We start from the raw sequence: 14,827 nt of genomic DNA, 5'->3' as shown, positions 1-14,827 counted from the left end.
CCAACCGGCCTGTGCCCGGCCGGCGGCGCCTCAGTTGCGCACCGCCCGCCCCTTGAGCTTGAAAACATAGGTAATGACTTCCGCGACCGCCCGATAATGCTCGGAAGGGACCTCCTCGTCGATATCGCATGCGGCATAGAGCGCACGGGCGAGGGGCGGGTTCTCTATCACCGGCACCTTGTTGGCCTCGGCGACCTCGCGAATCTTGAAGGCGACCTGATCGACGCCCTTGGCCAGCACCATCGGCGCGCCCATCTGGGCCGGGTCGTATTTCAGCGCGACCGCGAAGTGGGTCGGGTTGGTCACCACCACGTCGGCGTTGGGAACGGCGGCCATCATGCGCTTGCGCGCGCGCTCGAAGCGCAGCTGGCGGATGCGCCCCTTGACGTGGGGATCGCCCTCGGACTGCTTGTGTTCGTCCTTCACCTCCTGCTTGGTCATCTTCATCTTCTTGTCGAACTGCATCCGCTGCCAGAACAGATCCCCGGCGGCGATCAGCGTCAGCACCACCAGAACCCCCACCAGAAGGCGGTAGGCCAGCGCGTCCACGTGCTGGATCAGGGCGACGATGTCGATGCCGATGTAGTTCTCGATCCCCTTGAACATCGGTTGCAGGGCCAGATAGGCGACCCCGCCGACCACCGCCAGCTTGGCGAGGCTCTTGAGCAGCTCGATCCCCTGGTTGGCCGAGACCATGTTCATCAGCCCCGGCAGGGGGTTGAGCTTGGAGAATTTCGGCGAGACCAGCTGCCAGGACACGTGGAAGCCGGTCTGCCCGATGGTGGACATCACACCGGCGATGACGAAGAGCAGGATCGGCAGCCACAGCGCCCACATCGCGTCCATCATCACCCGGTACAGCAGGGCGCCGACGCCCGAGCGGTCGAAGGTGATCTGTTCGAGATTCTCGAAGTAGTAGTTCAGGCGGCGCATCAGCCCCTTCAGCGTGCCCGGCAGGATCGAGACCAGCACGATCATCATGGCGGCGACCATCAACCAGTTCGCCACCTCGCGCGTCATCGCGTAGTTGCCCTCCTTGTGGGCCTCGTCGAGCTTCTTTTGTGTCGGGTCCTCTGTTTTGGAGGACTCGTCCGCGTCTTCCGACACCGGCATCTCCCTTCGCGGTCAGGCCCCGATCCCCATGGCTTTCAGAGCGGCTTTCAGAGCGGCTTCAGGAACTCGATGAAGGTCGCCTCGAACCGGGACAACCAGAACACCATCATCGCCGCCAGCGTCAACGCGAACATGAACAGGCCCAGCAGGACCTGGATCGAGGTGAACAGCTGGAACACCTGCACCTGCGGCGCCAGCTTGTTCAGCAGCCCGAGCGCCAGGGCGAACAGCAGCCCGGTGATCAGGAAGGGCGCCGCCATCTGCACCCCCAGCAGGAAGGTCCGCGACACCAGCTGGCCGACCACGTTGGCCATGTCGTCGATGGGGATCGGTGCCCCCGGCACGAAGGTGGCGTAGCTGTCGACCACGGCCATGATCAGCAGATGATGCATGTCGGTGATGAACAGCAGCAGCAGCCCCAGCCAGCCCAGCAGCGCACCGGGCAGCGACCCCGTCGTGGCCATGGCCGGATTGAAGATCTGGGCGTTGGACAGGCCGGTTTCCAGGGCGATGATGGTCCCGGCGACCTCCAGCGTGCCCATCAGCAGCCGGCCGATGGATCCGAGGAAGATGCCGACCGTCATCTCCCCGACGATCAGCACGACCAGTTGGAACGCGTTTCCCGGCACTGGCGGCAGCTGCGCGCGCACGGCCGGCGCCACCACGACGCTGACCGCCAGCGCCAGCAGCAGCCGCGTGCGGGCCGACACGAAGGCGTCACCCACCGTCGGCATGATGGTGAAGGCCGTGCCGATGCGCACGAAGACGATCATCCAGACGAAGAGCTGGTCGCCGAGAAGCTGCTGGAGCGCGTTCATCCGCCGGTCGGCGTGGCGCCCGGCGTCACCCCGGTGCTGGGGGTGAAGGGCGCCCCGCCGTTCTGGGTGGCGCCGACCCCGACGGCGATGATGCGGTCGGCGATCTCGTGCTGGAAGAACTCGGTCAGCTGGCCCAGCATGAAGGGCATCAGCAGGATCGACAGGCCGAAGACCAGCAGCAGCTTCGGCACCATGGCGAGCGTCTGCTCGCTGATCTGGGTGACCGCCTGGAACACCGAGATGACGGTGCCGACGATCATCATAATGATCAGAATCGGTCCGGCCACGATCACCAGGGTGACGATCGAGGTCCTGCAGAGTTCGATGACTTCGGTTTCGTTCATGGCGGTGCGACCGAATCGGCGACCGGAAAACCGGGCGCCGCCGTCACATCGGCATGCGCAGGATTTCCTGATAGGCCGACAACACCTTGTCGCGCACCGCCGTCACGGTCTGCAGGGTGACTTCGGCGTTGGTGACCGCCTGGACCACGTCGTTCAGGTCGGCCTTGCCCACGGCGGCCTGGGCCGACATGGTCTCGCTCTTCTGCATGGTGCCGATGGCGCTCTTGGCCGCCTGCTCCAGAACGTCGCCGAAGGACGCGCCCTCGGTCGGCCCCAGGGCCTTCGGACCGGTCGCGCGGGCGGCGGTCGAGGCGTAGGCCGCGGCGGCGTTGACGGGGTTGATCATGGCGGCGTTTCCGTTTCTGGCGTTCGAGCGGCGGGGCGTCTAAAGGCGGGGCGCCTCGGGATCAGGCGCGCAGGATGTCGATGGTGCGCGTCAGCATCTGGCGCGCGGTGTCGATGGCGGACAAATTGGCCTCGTAGCTGCGCTGGGCCTCGCGCATGTCCATCGCCTCGACCACCGAGTTGACGTTGGGCAGCAGGACGTAGCCGTCGGCGTCGGCCGAGGGGTGCGACGGATCGTAGCGACGCTGGAAATCGCCCTTGTCGACATCGACCTTTGCGACCCGCACCCGCTCCACGTCCATCACGCGGTCCATCGCGTTCTGGAAGGTCACCACCTTGCGGCGGTAGGGCAGGTCGCCCGGCGTCTCCGCCGTGGTGTTGGCGTTGGCCAGATTCTCCGAGATGACCTTCAGGCGCGTGCCCTGCGCCTTCATGCCCGAGGCGGACACCGCCATCGACTGGTAGAGATCCATACCGACACCTCCCTAAACGCTAACGAACCAAAAACAAACCCGCCCCTGATCAACCGCCGGTGCGGATCGCCGACTTGATCATGTTGACCTGTTTTTTGTACAGGTTGGTGATCGTCTGATAATCCATCGAGTTCTGGCTCATTTTCATCATCTGGTCTTCGAGGATGACGTTGTTGCCGTCGGGCGCCGTCTCGTAGGGGTCGCGCACCGTCTGCTCCTGCGCCATGCCGCCGGCCCCGCGCGTGCCGGCCAGATGCGACGCGTTGGTCGCGGTCGGCGTCAGGCGGCGGCTGTCGCTCAGCGCGTCCCGGAAGGTGAAGGATTTCAGATCCTTGGTCTTGTAGTCGGGCGTGTCGGCGTTGGCGATGTTCTGCGACAGGGCTTCCTGACGCTGGGTCAGCCAGTCCATCTTGCGCGACATCAGCTTGAAGAGGCCGAGATTTCCGAGGTCCATGGCCCGAATTCCGGATCGCGACGCCGTCCCACCCACGCCGGGATTGGGCGGATGCACCACGTCCCGACCATGGTCGCCTTTTTGCGTTAATGAAAGGTGAATCCCCGGGGATGGGGAGTCCGGCATCGGGGGGCGCGGCGCGGCAGGCCGGCGCTTTACCCGTGGCGAAGCCGTGCTAAGGTGCCGCCTCCCGTTTCCCAACAGCGACCGGTCCGTCATGACGATGCTCGCCCGCTTCGGCGCCGCCCTTCTCGCCCTTGCCGCCCTGTCCGGCCCGGCGCTGGCCGACGGCCCGGTGACGGTCACCGCCGCCTGGGCGCGGGCCGGGGCGCCCACCGCCAAGGCCGGCGCCGCCTTCCTGACCGTGACCAACACCGGCGCCGAGCCCGACCGGCTGGTGTCCGCCCAGACCCCCGTCGCCGACAAGGCCGAGTTGCACACCCATCTGATGGACAACGGCGTGATGAAGATGCGCGCGGTGGACTCCATCGACGTGGCGCCCGGCGCGCCGGTGACGCTGAAGCCGGGCGGGCTGCACGTCATGCTGATGGGGCTGAAGCAGCCGCTGACCGAGGGCAGCCGGTTCCCGGTGACGCTGACCTTCGACAAGGCCGGCGCCGTCACGGTGGAGGTGACGGTCCAGGGCGCCGCCGCCATGGGTCCCGCCCACTGAGCCCGAGCCGCTTTCACGCTTCGTTAAGCCTGCCGGTCCAGGATGCCGGCATCGTTCAGACCCTCGGTCCAGACCATCCGGCAGGTGTCCGCGTGTCCGCGCCTCCCCGCTCCCCGCATACGGTTCCGGCACCCAAGCCGCCCGCCGCCCGCCGCCCGGTGGCGGTCGCGCTGAAATACGAGCTGGGGACCCAGTCTCTGCCGCGCATCGTCGCCACCGGCAAGGGCACGGTAGCCGAGCAGATCCTGGAGCTGGCCTTCGCCAACGGCGTGAAGGTGCGCGAGGACGCCGATCTGGTCGAGGTGCTGTCGGCCATCGAGCTGGACAGCGACATCCCGGTCGAGGCCATCGCCGCCGTCGCCGAGATCCTGGCCCATGTCTACCGCGCCAACGGGACCGTGATCCCCCCCGCCCGGACCGACGACGACAGCGACGGAGAGGACGCGCCATGACCGAACCCTCCGCGACCGAACCCTCCGCCGCCGGAATCGCCTTGCTGGCCGGGGCGCTGGACGAGGCCCGCCGGCAGGCCGAGGCCGGCGCCACCATCGACCTCGCCGGGCTGGAGGAGCGGGTCGCCACCCTCTGCGCGGCGGCCGAGGCCCTGCCCCGCGCCGAGGCTCAAGCCCTGCTCGGCCCGCTCGGCGATCTGGTGGCCGCGCTCGACCCGCTGGCCGCCGCCCTGAAGACCCAGCACGCCGCGCGCGACGCCGCCCTGGAGGGCCGCGACGACCCGCACACGGCCCGCCACCGCGCCGCCGCCGCCTACGGGCGCGGCCCTGCCGCCGCGCCGCCGCCGGCCCCGCTTCCGCCCGCCCATTCCGCCTTGCCCGACGACGAGCCGACCTGAGCCATGGATCTCGACCAGTACATCAAGTTCATCATGGCGCTGCTGTTCGTCGTCGCGCTGATCGTCGCGGTGGCGTGGCTGATGCGGCGCATCGGGCTGGGCAGCGCGTCGGTCCGGGCATCGCGCCACCGCCGGCTGGGCGTGGTCGAGGTGCTGGCGCTCGACGCCAAGCGCCGGCTGGTGCTGGTGCGCCGCGACGACCGCGAGCATCTGATCCTGCTGAGCGCCACCGGCGATCTGGTGGTCGACACCACGCCCTCCGGCGATTTCCGCAGCGCCCTGACGGCGACCGCCGCCCCGGCCCCCAACGCCCCCGCCCCCACGGGGATCGCGCCTTGACCGCCCGCCGCCGCTGGGCGCGCCTCGCCGCCGCCCTGGCGCTGGCGCTGCTGGTCGGCGTCACCGCCGGGCTGACGGCCGGACCGGCGCTGGCGCAGAGCATGACCTTCGACCTGGGCGACGCCGGAGGCACCGCGACCGGCCGCATCGTCCAGTTGATCGGCGTCATCACGGTGCTGTCGCTGGCCCCGTCGATCCTGATCATGATGACCGCCTTCACCCGCATCGTCATCGTCCTGTCCTTCCTGCGCAACGCGCTGGGCGTCCAGCAGGTGCCGCCGACCACGGTGCTGATGTCGCTGGCGATGTTCCTGACCTTCTTCGTCATGGCCCCGGTGTTCGAGCGCTCCTACACCCAAGGCATCCAGCCGCTGATGAACCAGGAGATCGACGAGATCGAGGCGTTCCGCCGCGCCGTCGGCCCCTTGCGCGAGTTCATGCTGAACCACACCGGCGAGAAGGATCTGCGGCTCTTCATGGACATGGCCCGGCTCCAGAACGTTCCGGAGGCGGCGGACACACCCCTGCACGTGCTGGTCCCCGCCTTCATGATCTCGGAGATCAAGCGCGGCTTCGAGATCGGCTTCCTGCTGTTCCTGCCCTTCCTGATCATCGACATGGTGGTGTCGTCGATCCTGATGTCGATGGGCATGATGATGCTGCCGCCGACCATGGTGGCGATTCCGTTCAAGCTGATCTTCTTCGTGCTGGTCGACGGCTGGTACCTGATCGCCGGGTCGCTGGCCCGCAGCTTCGGCACCCTGTAGCCCGCCCGCGCACTTCGTCGCAGCCCGCCGCCCCCGATGCCGCACCGCAAGGCGGCGCTGGCGCGGCGGCGCGGAAACGCGTATGAGGGAGGCGACGGCAACCGATAAGCCAGCCTTGAGCGTTCACGGCGTCGGTCCCCCTGTTTGAGGCATCCTCGTCCCACGCACGGACCCTGTTCGGACCGAATTCCACGCATGTCAGACACGATCATGAAGACCGCGGCGCCCGACACGGGCAAGCTCGCGGGGCTGACGCTCGGCGCCATCGGCGTCGTGTTCGGCGACATCGGGACCAGCCCGCTCTACACCCTGCGCGAATGCTTCGGCGGCGAACACGGGCTGCCCCTGACCCCGGCCAACGTCATGGGCGTCATGTCGCTGGTGTTCTGGGCGCTGGTGATCGTGGTGACGGTCAAATACGTGATCTTCGTCATGCGTGCCGACAACAAGGGCGAGGGCGGCATCCTGTCGCTGCTGGCGCTGGCCTCGGTCCGGCGGCCGGATTCGTCGGGGCGGCTGACGCTGCTGACCGCGCTGGGGCTGTTCGGCGCCTCGCTGTTCTACGGCGATGGCATGATCACGCCGGCGATGTCGGTGCTGTCGGCGGTCGAGGGGTTGGAGGTCGCGGAACCGGCGCTGAAATCAATGGTCGTGCCGGTGACGGTCAGCATCCTGATCGCGCTGTTCGCCATCCAGAGCCATGGCACCGCGCGCGTCGGCACCCTGTTCGGCCCGATCATGATCGCGTGGTTCACCACGCTGGGCGTGCTGGGGCTGGTCGAGGTGGTGCGGGAGCCCGGCATTCTGGCGGCCTTCCATCCCGGCTATGCGGTCGATTTCTTCGCCGCCAACGGCGTGGTCGGCTTCCTGGTGCTGGGCGCCGTCGTGCTGGCGATCACCGGCGGCGAGGCGCTCTACGCCGACATGGGCCATTTCGGCCGCCGGCCGATCAAGCTGGCGTGGCTGCTCCTGGTGCTGCCGGCGCTGCTGCTGAATTATCTGGGCCAATGCGCCCTGCTGCTGTCCGATCCCGACGCGGTGCGCAGCCCCTTCTACCTGCTGGCGCCGGACTGGGCGCTCTACCCGATGATCGGGCTGTCCACCATGGCGGCGGTCATCGCCAGCCAGGCGGTGATCTCCGGGGTCTTCTCGCTGACCCGGCAGGCGGTGCAGCTCGGCCTCTGCCCGCGCCTGGACATCCGCCACACCTCCAACGAGGAGGAGGGGCAGATCTACATCCCGCGCGCCAACTGGGGCCTGCTGGCCGCGACCATCGGGCTGGTCGTGGTCTTCCAATCGTCGAGCCGGCTCGCCTCGGCCTACGGCATCGCCGTGACCGGTGACATGATCATCACCACCATCCTGGCCCTGGTCGTCGCGCACCGCCGCTGGAACTGGAGCCTGCCGCTCTGCCTCGCCGTCGGCGGGGCGTTCCTCAGCATCGACCTGTCTTTCTTCGCAGCCAACGCGGTGAAGATCCCGCATGGCGGCTGGGTGCCGCTGGTCATCGCGGCGGTCACGGTCGGGCTGATGGCGACGTGGCGGCGGGGCCGCGCGGTGCTCAGCGTCCGGCTGGCCGAGGAATCGCTGCCGCTCGACGCCTTCATCCAGCGTCAGGCCAAATCCTCGGACATCCACCGGGTGAAGGGGACGGCGGTCTTCATGACCTCCAGTTCCAACACCGTGCCGATCGCCCTGCTGCACAACCTCAAGCACAACCAAGTGATGCACGAGCGTGTGGTCTTCGTGACCGTCGTGGTGGACGACGTGCCGCGCGTACCGGCCAAGGACCGCGTTCTGGTGGAGGGGCTGGCCGAAGGCTTCTACCGCATCACCGTGCGCTACGGCTTCTCGCAGGAGCCGAACATCCCCAAGGCGCTGCGCCTGTGCAAGGCGTTCGGGCTGGAGTTCGACGTGATGGCGACCAGCTTCTTCCTGGGGCGCGAGACGTTGATTCCGAAGATGAACTCGCAGATGGCGCTGTGGCGGGAGAAGCTGTTCGTCGTCATGTCGCGCACCTCGGTCAGCGCCACCGACTTCTTCAAGCTGCCACCCAACCGGGTGGTGGAGCTGGGGACTCAGGTCCAGCTTTGAGGGCGGGCGTCCCTGTCTGAAATGGGTACCCCCTCGCGGCCAAGAAAAAATATGCGGCCTCGCTGATTTTCCGTGATCCGGATTGCGCATGCCTCCGTAACAACGCTGTGTCTGCAAAGAGCAGATCAGCCATCATACGAGGGATCGCTATGAAGAAGGTCGCAACCGTGGCCGTCGCCACTCTCCTTTTTGCCGGCTCCGCTTTCGCCGCGATGGAGAAGACTGTCGGCGGCGCACCGATGTACCCGAACAAGACCATCGTCGAGAACGCGTCCCAGTCCAAGGACCACACCACGCTGGTCGCCGCCGTCAAGGCCGCCGGTCTGGTCGACACCCTCAGCGGCAAGGGCCCCTTCACCGTCTTCGCCCCCACCAACACGGCTTTCGACGCCCTGCCCGCCGGCACCGTGGACACGCTGCTGAAGCCGGAAAACAAGGGCCAGCTGACCAAGGTCCTGACCTACCATGTCGTTCCCGGCACGCTGCACGCCAAGGATCTCGCCGCCGACATCAAGAAGGGCAACGGCAAGGCGATGCTGAAGACCGTGCAAGGTGAACAGCTGACCTTCATGGAGCAGGGTGGCAAGATCATGGTCGCCGACGCCGCCGGCAACAAATCGACCGTCACCATCGCCGACGTCGACCAGTCGAACGGCGTGGTCCACGTGATCGACAAGGTCCTGCTGCCGAAGTAAAGAGTCCTGCGAACACAAAACCGGCGGTCATGGACGCATGACCGCCGGTTTTCACGTTCTTGTTTTCCGTTGCGTCAGCTCGTCGGTTTCGCCGGGGTCTGCTTGCCCCGGTAGTTCTTGAGGAATTTCTGGAACATGTCGACCTCGGCCACGCGCGAACGGATCGTGCTGACGTCGATCAGCCCCAGCGCCTGTTCCGGGCGGGTCAGCACGCGGAAGGCGTCCTCGTTGGGACCGCCCTTCATGGCGCCCTCGAAATCCTTGCGCAGCAGCCCCAGCCCCGTGCCGTCGCCGGCCAGCGCCAGCGCCACGGCACGGTTCAGCACCAGCTGCGACACCCCGGCGTCCAGCGCCTGACCGGCCGGCGGGGGCGGACCGACCACCTTGTTCAACGCCAGCGCGGCGGCGTCCCATTTCTGGCCGCGCCACGCGATGTCCACCCGCAGCAGGTTGGCGTTGGTGCTGTCGTCCTCCGCCAGGATACGGAGCGCCTCGTCGCCCTTGTTGAGCTCGGCCAACGCCTTGGCCTGCATCAGCCGGCGTTCGGCCACCAGATCGGCCGGCATGCCGGCGACGTTGGACAGCTCCAGCGCCTGGAGCGCCTGCTCGGGCTTGTTGTCGAGCAGCCGGACCGAGGCCAGCCGCGTTCCCATCCGCGCCTTGTCCTGGCCGGACAGGCGGTATTCCACCTGATGCTGCAACAGGTCGGCGGCGCGGTTCAGCAGGTCGATGGAGATCAGGCGCTCGGCCAGTTGCCGGATGATCTCGTCGCCCTCCTCGCCCACCGGGGTCAGCTCGCGGAACTGGTCGTAGAGCTGCAAGGCGTCGAGCGTCGGCAACCGGGCGGCGCCGTCCTTGTAGAGGTCGGCGAAGATGCGCGACATGTCCTTGGTGATCGCCTCGGCGCGCGGGGTGTCGGCGACCAGCGCCGCCGTCTCCTTCATCGCGTTGAAGCCCTTGGCGTATTCGCCCCCGGCGATCAGCACCTCGCCCATGCGCGAGCGGATCTGCATCTCCAGGTCGTCACCGCGCCAGGTGAAGGTCAGACCGGCCAGCTGCTCGGCGGCGGCGGTCGGCGACATCTTGCCCTCCGCCAGCTCCAGATTGGTCAGGGCCAGCCCGGCCTTGGCGCGGTAGAGGCGGTCGAGGCTCTCGTAGGAGGCCTTCAGCTGCTCGCGGGCGCGGTCGGGCTCGCCGGTCCGGGCGTAGTAGAGGCCGCGCAGATACTGCACGTCCGGCTGCTCCTCGACATCCGGCCCGCTGTGCTCCAGCACGCGGTCGAGCAAGCGCTTGGCGTTGACGGTGTCGCCGGTCTCCAGCGCCGCCTCCGCCGCGCGCAGCCCGAGCTTGCCGATCATCGGGTCGGGGTAGCTGTTGAGGATCGCCGACCCGGCCTTGAACCCGGCCAGCGCCGCCGGCCAGTCGCGCTTGTCGGCCGCGATGGCGGCGCGCCACAGCGCGGCCTCCGGGTTGTTGGCGAGGCTGGGGATGCTCAGGTCGGCCTCGCCCCCCGCCAGATCGCCGCTCAGCACCCGCGCGGCGCCGCGCAGGGCGCGGAACTCCGGCCAGCCCTCCAGGTCGGGCTGGTTCTGCTGGAGCACGTCGAGCATACCCAGCGTCTCCTGCCCGAAGCCGTTGGCGAAGTAGAAATGCGCCAGATCGAGCTGCGCCTTGGCCCGTTCCGACTCCGGCGCGTTGACGACGGCGAGCTGAAGATCCTGGCGGGACTCGGTGTAATGGTCGAGGTCGCCGTGCTTCCAGGCCGGCAGGTTGAACAGGCGGCGGCCCTGGAGCGGCGCCTGCGGCGGCACCATCCCGGAAGAGGCGCCCCCTGTGGGCGTTGCCGGCTGCGGCGCGGCGGCCAGCTGCGAAGGCACCGGCTGCGGCGTCAGGGAGGGCGCCACGGCCCCGGCGTTGCCGGCATCCCCGGCGGGCGACATGTGCAGGCCGCCGGCGGTGGTCAGTTCCACCCCCTCCTTCACCGGGCGGACGGTGACGTTGTCGGAGATCGGCCGGATCACCACGCCCTGGTAGGAGGGCATGACCTCCAGATCGGGGTAGCGGTGCGACTCGGCGACGCCCTGGCCGGGGCCGGGCAGCGGCACCACCTGCACCCGGTCGCCGACGTCGGGGTCGGAGATCTGCACGACGTTCGCCGCGTCCGGCGCCCGCACCAGCAGCCGCGCGCCCAGCAGGAAGTCGGGCTCCGCGTCGATGCGCAGGTCGTTGACGCCGCTCATGCTGGCCGGGCGGGCGGAGGAGGTGATCGTCCAGACCGTCCCCTGCCGCTCGACCGAGGGCCACACCATCGGCCCGGTCTTGGTGCGGAAGGCGCTGCCGCCGGTCGCCGGGACCGGCTCGATGGCGCCCATCAGCTCGGCGCCCGGCCCGGAGATCTTGCCCGCCCCGATCGGCATCGGCCGGTCGAAGACGACGTAGAGCTGCCCGGCGCGCGGGTAGACGGCGATGGAGGCCGGACCGCCCGCGTTGAAGGTCAGCGTCGGCCCCTTGGGACCGGCCGGGGGCTGCGGCTTGGCCTCGGCCGTCGCGGCCGGCTTCGTTTCGGCGGGGGGAGCCGCCGCGTTGGCGGCCGCGGCCGAGCTGCCGGACTTGGCCGTGGCCACCGTCGCGTCCTTGGGGGCTGGCGGCGCGGCGGGGGGGACCGGGGTGGCCGGAGCCGGTGCCGGCGTGGGCGGTCCGGCGGGCGGAGCCGGAGCCGCGTCGGGCCGCGCGTCGGGCCGCACGGTGGTCACCGTGCCGGCCGGGGCGTCCGGCGCCTTGCGCGTGCCGGCGTTCATCACGTCCAGCACGACGGTCTTGCCGGCCTTGCTGTCCTTGACCTCGGCGTCCTGCGGCACAGCGAAGGTCACGGCCAGCGCGCCGTTGGGCTGGCGGTACTGCTCGATGTTGCGGACGTTGCGAAGATTGGCCTTCGCCGCCTGGGTCAGATCGGCCGAACCGCCCTTGTCGAAGGTCACGGTCACCGCCGCGCCGTCGCGCTTGACCGAATAATCGACCGGCGCCGGCCATTCGAAGGCGACGCGGCTGAGGTCGGGCTGGTCGCCCGCCTTCACCGCGACCCGGCCCGCCGAGGGCACCGGCTTGTCGGCGGCCGGCTTCTCGGGAGCCGGCGTTCCCCGCAGCTGGTCCTGCAACTGCGCCTGGGTCGGAGCGGACGGAGTGGGCGTCGGCGGAGTCGCGGCGGCCTGCTTGGCGGCGGCCTCGGCGCTGGCGGGGCTCAAGTCGATGGCGACCGACTTGCCGTTGCGGAAACTCTTCAGCGTCACCGGACGCTTGAGGTCGAAGGAGACCGTCTTGCCGTCCGCCTCGACCCGCCCGGCCGACAGATAACCGGACAGCGCCGCAACCGTGCGGTCGAGCGACGCCTCGATGGGCTGGGTGAAGGAAACCACCAGCCGCTCGCCCTCGACCCGCGCGGTGAAGTCCACCGCCGCCGGCCAATCGAAGACCATGCGGCCGAAATCCTTGTGGGCGGCGGCGCGGATCGGCACGCTGGCGGCCAGGGCGGACGAGAACGGCGCGGACGCGATGGGCGCGGCCAGCAGCACCGCCACGGCCAACAAGCCGCGGATTCGACGCCACCTCCCGTATGCCGACCGTCCCGTCACCTCAATCCGCTCCTTCCTCGCGCACCACGATGTCCACCCGCGCCCGCCCGGCCAAGCCCGGCCCTTCGCCAAGCTCCAGCGCCGGCCCCATCACCGCCCGCGCCACCAGATCGCGCTGGTAGCCGGTTTCCCGCAGCGCGGCGGCGATCGCCACCGCGCGGGTCAGCGCCCGATCCCAGGCGGCGCCCCCGGTCGGATCCTCGCGCTCGGCGTGGCCGACCACCTCGATCCGGTTGCCGATGCGGCCGACCACGGCGCCCAGCAGGAACAGCATCCGCCGCCCCGGATCGGTGAAGGCGGCGCCGGTCTCGTCGAACATCCGCTCGCCCGGCAGGCCGATCACCACCCGGTCGTCCTCCCGCCGGACCTCCACCGCCGCCAGTTCGGCGTTGGCGCTGATCTGGCCGCGCAGCAGCGCCCCCAGATAGTTCAGGTCGATCGCCGCCCGCGCCTCCACCGCCTGCGCGTTGAAGGCCGCGCGCGGATCGGCCGGACGGTCCGAGGGCGACGACGCGGTGGACCGCGCCGCCGGGACCGTCGCCGCCAGCCCTTGGGCCAGCTTGGTCCACCGCTGCGATTCCGGCTCGCTCATCGAATACATCAGAACGAAGAAGGCCAGCATCAAGGAAATCAAGTCGGTGAAGCTGATCAGCCACATCGTCTTGCGATGCCCACCCGGATCGTGCTCCCGCTTTCCTCCGATGGTCGGAACCCGGATCATCGCCGTTCACTCCGCCCGCCCGCCGGGCCGCCCGTCTGCACGCCCGCCTTGTGGGCCGGCGGCTCTCCGGCCAGCCTCAGGGAGAACAACAGCCGGACGCCGCCGGGGTCCCCGCGTTCGATGCCGACCGTGACGTTTTGCGCGGGCGCGCCGTTGGCGATCAGCGCGCGGGCCAGAGTTCCAGCGCGCGCCACCGGCCCCGGCGGCTGGCTCGGCGCGCCGGTCGGACCGATGCCGAGCAGCGCGTCCAACTCCATCCGCTCGCCCCGGCGGGTCTCGCGCAGCGCGTCCACCACGCGGTCGAGCAGCCCCTGGCGGTCCGGCCGCAGCGTCATCGTGCCGGGCAGGAACAGATCGTCGGCCGGCAGCCGCACCTCCAGCAGGCGGCCCGGCGACAGCGTCTCCACCTTGGCGACCGCGACGGCGGTGGCGAACAGGCTGCCGACACCGTCCAGCCATTCCACCGCGTAGACCGTGCCGGCGCGCGACGCCACCGTCTCCGTGCCCTCACGCAGGCGCGGGTCGATGACGAAGCTCGGGAAGCTCTTCTCCAGCGAGGCGGCGACCGCCTTGACCTTCTGCACCGTCTGCACCGACTGGGCGTTCAGGACGATGAAGAAGACCAGCAGCAGCAGGAACAGCGACAGCAGCAGGACGATGCTGCCGTTGTTCGGATTCACATGGGAGCCCGCGCCTCGGGCGACGCGGGGAACGGACGGGCCGGGCGAACCGGTGCTGGGTTTGCCGGCCAGCATGGCGTCAGTCGAAGCTGGCCAGCAGGCGGTCGATCTCGTCCTGGTCCATGGCGTTGCCCGGCAGCTGCGGCCCGTGCAGCAGCTTGCTGTCGGCTTCCGGCGTTCCGGCCGGCGGGGCGGCGGGCTCCGGGTTGGCGGCGGCCTCCTCGGCGGCCAGCTTGGCCAGACGCGGGGCGTGGTTCTGGCGGACCTCGCTGCCGAAGGCGGCGACGATCATGTCCACCTTGGACTCGATGTGCTTGAGGGTGCGGACCACCTTGGTGATGCGCTGCCCGGTGATGTCCTGGAAGTTGCAGGCCTCGAAGATCTTGGTGATCTGGTCGTTCAGCTTGGCGCCGGTCGCGGGATCGGTCGTGTTGGCAACCGCGCCGATGGCGTCGCAGGCGTCGAAGATCGCGAAGGTCGCCTTTTCGGTGGCGCCCACCACCGCGTCCAGCTCGTCGGTCGCGCTGCGGATGTGCTCGTCGCGGATTTCCTCGGGCTGGAGCGCCGCCAGCTCCTGCTTGGCGTTCTCGATGAACTTGGCGAGGTCGACGACCTCCTTGTACAGGCGCAGGTCGGTCGCCGAGATGTCGCCGTCCATGCTGCCCAGGATCGAGCGGACGATCTCCGTCACCTCGTCGCGCGACAGCGGCTGCGCCGCCTCGGCGAAGGCGGTGTCGATGCGCTGGCGGAGGAGCTTCTGCTCCGTCACGGAGGCGGGGGCGGAAAAGGTCATGGGCGTGTCCAGCGAGAGGGCGTGCCGGCGACGGTCACG

Annotated in this window: 17 protein-coding genes; 7 read left to right on the top strand and 10 right to left on the bottom strand. The window is 69.2% G+C overall.

Features of this window, described 5'->3' with window-relative positions; translation table 11 throughout:
* Positions 1-30: 30 nt before the first annotated feature.
* The 6 genes from flhB to flgB form a co-directional block, all read right to left on the bottom strand.
* Positions 31-1,113, bottom strand: a complete 1,083-nt coding sequence (gene flhB, locus EJ913_RS25330; protein WP_238521821.1) for a flagellar biosynthesis protein FlhB — start codon at positions 1,111-1,113, stop codon at positions 31-33.
* 47 nt (positions 1,114-1,160) lie between these two features.
* The gene (gene fliR / locus EJ913_RS25325; RefSeq protein WP_127003165.1) at positions 1,161-1,931 is read right to left on the bottom strand and encodes a flagellar biosynthetic protein FliR; all 771 of its coding nucleotides are present in this window, start codon (positions 1,929-1,931) and stop codon (positions 1,161-1,163) included.
* Entirely contained in the window at positions 1,928-2,275 is a 348-nt protein-coding gene (locus EJ913_RS25320; protein ID WP_127003163.1) for a flagellar biosynthetic protein FliQ, read from the bottom strand. The genes fliR and EJ913_RS25320 overlap by 4 nt, the downstream gene beginning before the upstream one ends.
* 43 nt (positions 2,276-2,318) lie before the next feature.
* Positions 2,319-2,621 carry a flagellar hook-basal body complex protein FliE gene (gene fliE, locus EJ913_RS25315; RefSeq protein ID WP_127003161.1) on the bottom strand — a complete coding sequence of 101 codons (303 nt, stop codon included), beginning with the start codon at positions 2,619-2,621 and terminating at the stop codon, positions 2,319-2,321.
* A 61-nt stretch (positions 2,622-2,682) separates the two neighbouring features.
* Entirely contained in the window at positions 2,683-3,093 is a 411-nt protein-coding gene (flgC, locus tag EJ913_RS25310; protein ID WP_127003159.1) for a flagellar basal body rod protein FlgC, read from the bottom strand.
* Between the two features lie 49 nt (positions 3,094-3,142).
* The gene (flgB, locus tag EJ913_RS25305) at positions 3,143-3,547 is read right to left on the bottom strand and encodes a flagellar basal body rod protein FlgB (protein ID WP_127003157.1); all 405 of its coding nucleotides are present in this window, start codon (positions 3,545-3,547) and stop codon (positions 3,143-3,145) included.
* A gap of 217 nt (positions 3,548-3,764) precedes the next feature.
* Between flgB and EJ913_RS25300 the strand changes: the two genes are divergently transcribed.
* The 7 genes from EJ913_RS25300 (at position 3,765) to EJ913_RS25270 (ending at position 8,965) form a co-directional block, all read left to right on the top strand.
* Positions 3,765-4,220, top strand: a complete 456-nt coding sequence (locus tag EJ913_RS25300; protein ID WP_127003155.1) for a copper chaperone PCu(A)C — start codon at positions 3,765-3,767, stop codon at positions 4,218-4,220.
* Between the two features lie 92 nt (positions 4,221-4,312).
* Positions 4,313-4,672 carry an EscU/YscU/HrcU family type III secretion system export apparatus switch protein gene (locus EJ913_RS25295; RefSeq protein ID WP_127003153.1) on the top strand — a complete coding sequence of 120 codons (360 nt, stop codon included), beginning with the start codon at positions 4,313-4,315 and terminating at the stop codon, positions 4,670-4,672.
* Positions 4,669-5,070 carry a hypothetical protein gene (locus tag EJ913_RS25290; protein ID WP_127003151.1) on the top strand — a complete coding sequence of 134 codons (402 nt, stop codon included), beginning with the start codon at positions 4,669-4,671 and terminating at the stop codon, positions 5,068-5,070. Before EJ913_RS25295 ends, EJ913_RS25290 begins: the two co-directional genes overlap by 4 nt.
* A 3-nt stretch (positions 5,071-5,073) precedes the next feature.
* Positions 5,074-5,409, top strand: coding sequence for a FliO/MopB family protein (locus EJ913_RS25285; protein WP_127003149.1), 336 nt, complete (start codon positions 5,074-5,076; stop codon positions 5,407-5,409).
* Positions 5,406-6,176, top strand: a complete 771-nt coding sequence (gene fliP, locus EJ913_RS25280) for a flagellar type III secretion system pore protein FliP (protein WP_127003147.1) — start codon at positions 5,406-5,408, stop codon at positions 6,174-6,176. The genes EJ913_RS25285 and fliP overlap by 4 nt, the downstream gene beginning before the upstream one ends.
* A gap of 195 nt (positions 6,177-6,371) precedes the next feature.
* Entirely contained in the window at positions 6,372-8,270 is a 1,899-nt protein-coding gene (locus tag EJ913_RS25275) for a potassium transporter Kup (protein ID WP_127003145.1), read from the top strand.
* Between the two features lie 149 nt (positions 8,271-8,419).
* Positions 8,420-8,965: a fasciclin domain-containing protein gene (locus tag EJ913_RS25270; RefSeq protein ID WP_127003143.1), complete on the top strand. Its 546-nt coding sequence runs from the start codon at positions 8,420-8,422 to the stop codon at positions 8,963-8,965.
* Between the two features lie 74 nt (positions 8,966-9,039).
* Here the strand turns inward: EJ913_RS25270 and EJ913_RS25265 are convergent, their stop codons facing one another.
* The 4 genes from EJ913_RS25265 to EJ913_RS25250 form a co-directional block, all read right to left on the bottom strand.
* The gene (locus tag EJ913_RS25265) at positions 9,040-12,540 is read right to left on the bottom strand and encodes a tetratricopeptide repeat protein (protein ID WP_244939486.1); all 3,501 of its coding nucleotides are present in this window, start codon (positions 12,538-12,540) and stop codon (positions 9,040-9,042) included.
* Between the two features lie 55 nt (positions 12,541-12,595).
* Positions 12,596-13,315 (bottom strand): OmpA/MotB family protein, encoded by a 720-nt coding sequence (locus EJ913_RS25260; protein WP_127003139.1) that lies wholly within the window; start codon positions 13,313-13,315, stop codon positions 12,596-12,598.
* Complete coding sequence (locus EJ913_RS25255) at positions 13,312-13,995, bottom strand: hypothetical protein (RefSeq protein ID WP_238522313.1); 684 nt, start codon at positions 13,993-13,995, stop codon at positions 13,312-13,314. The genes EJ913_RS25260 and EJ913_RS25255 overlap by 4 nt, the downstream gene beginning before the upstream one ends.
* Positions 13,996-14,074: 79 nt before the next feature.
* The gene (locus EJ913_RS25250; protein WP_127003137.1) at positions 14,075-14,788 is read right to left on the bottom strand and encodes a protein phosphatase CheZ; all 714 of its coding nucleotides are present in this window, start codon (positions 14,786-14,788) and stop codon (positions 14,075-14,077) included.
* Between the last annotated feature and the right edge of the window lie 39 nt (positions 14,789-14,827).

It is taken from the genome of Azospirillum doebereinerae (assembly GCF_003989665.1).
Lineage (GTDB): Bacteria > Pseudomonadota > Alphaproteobacteria > Azospirillales > Azospirillaceae > Azospirillum > Azospirillum doebereinerae.
Note: the sequence above shows the minus strand (reverse complement) of the source record. Positions and strands in the feature narration are given on the sequence as shown.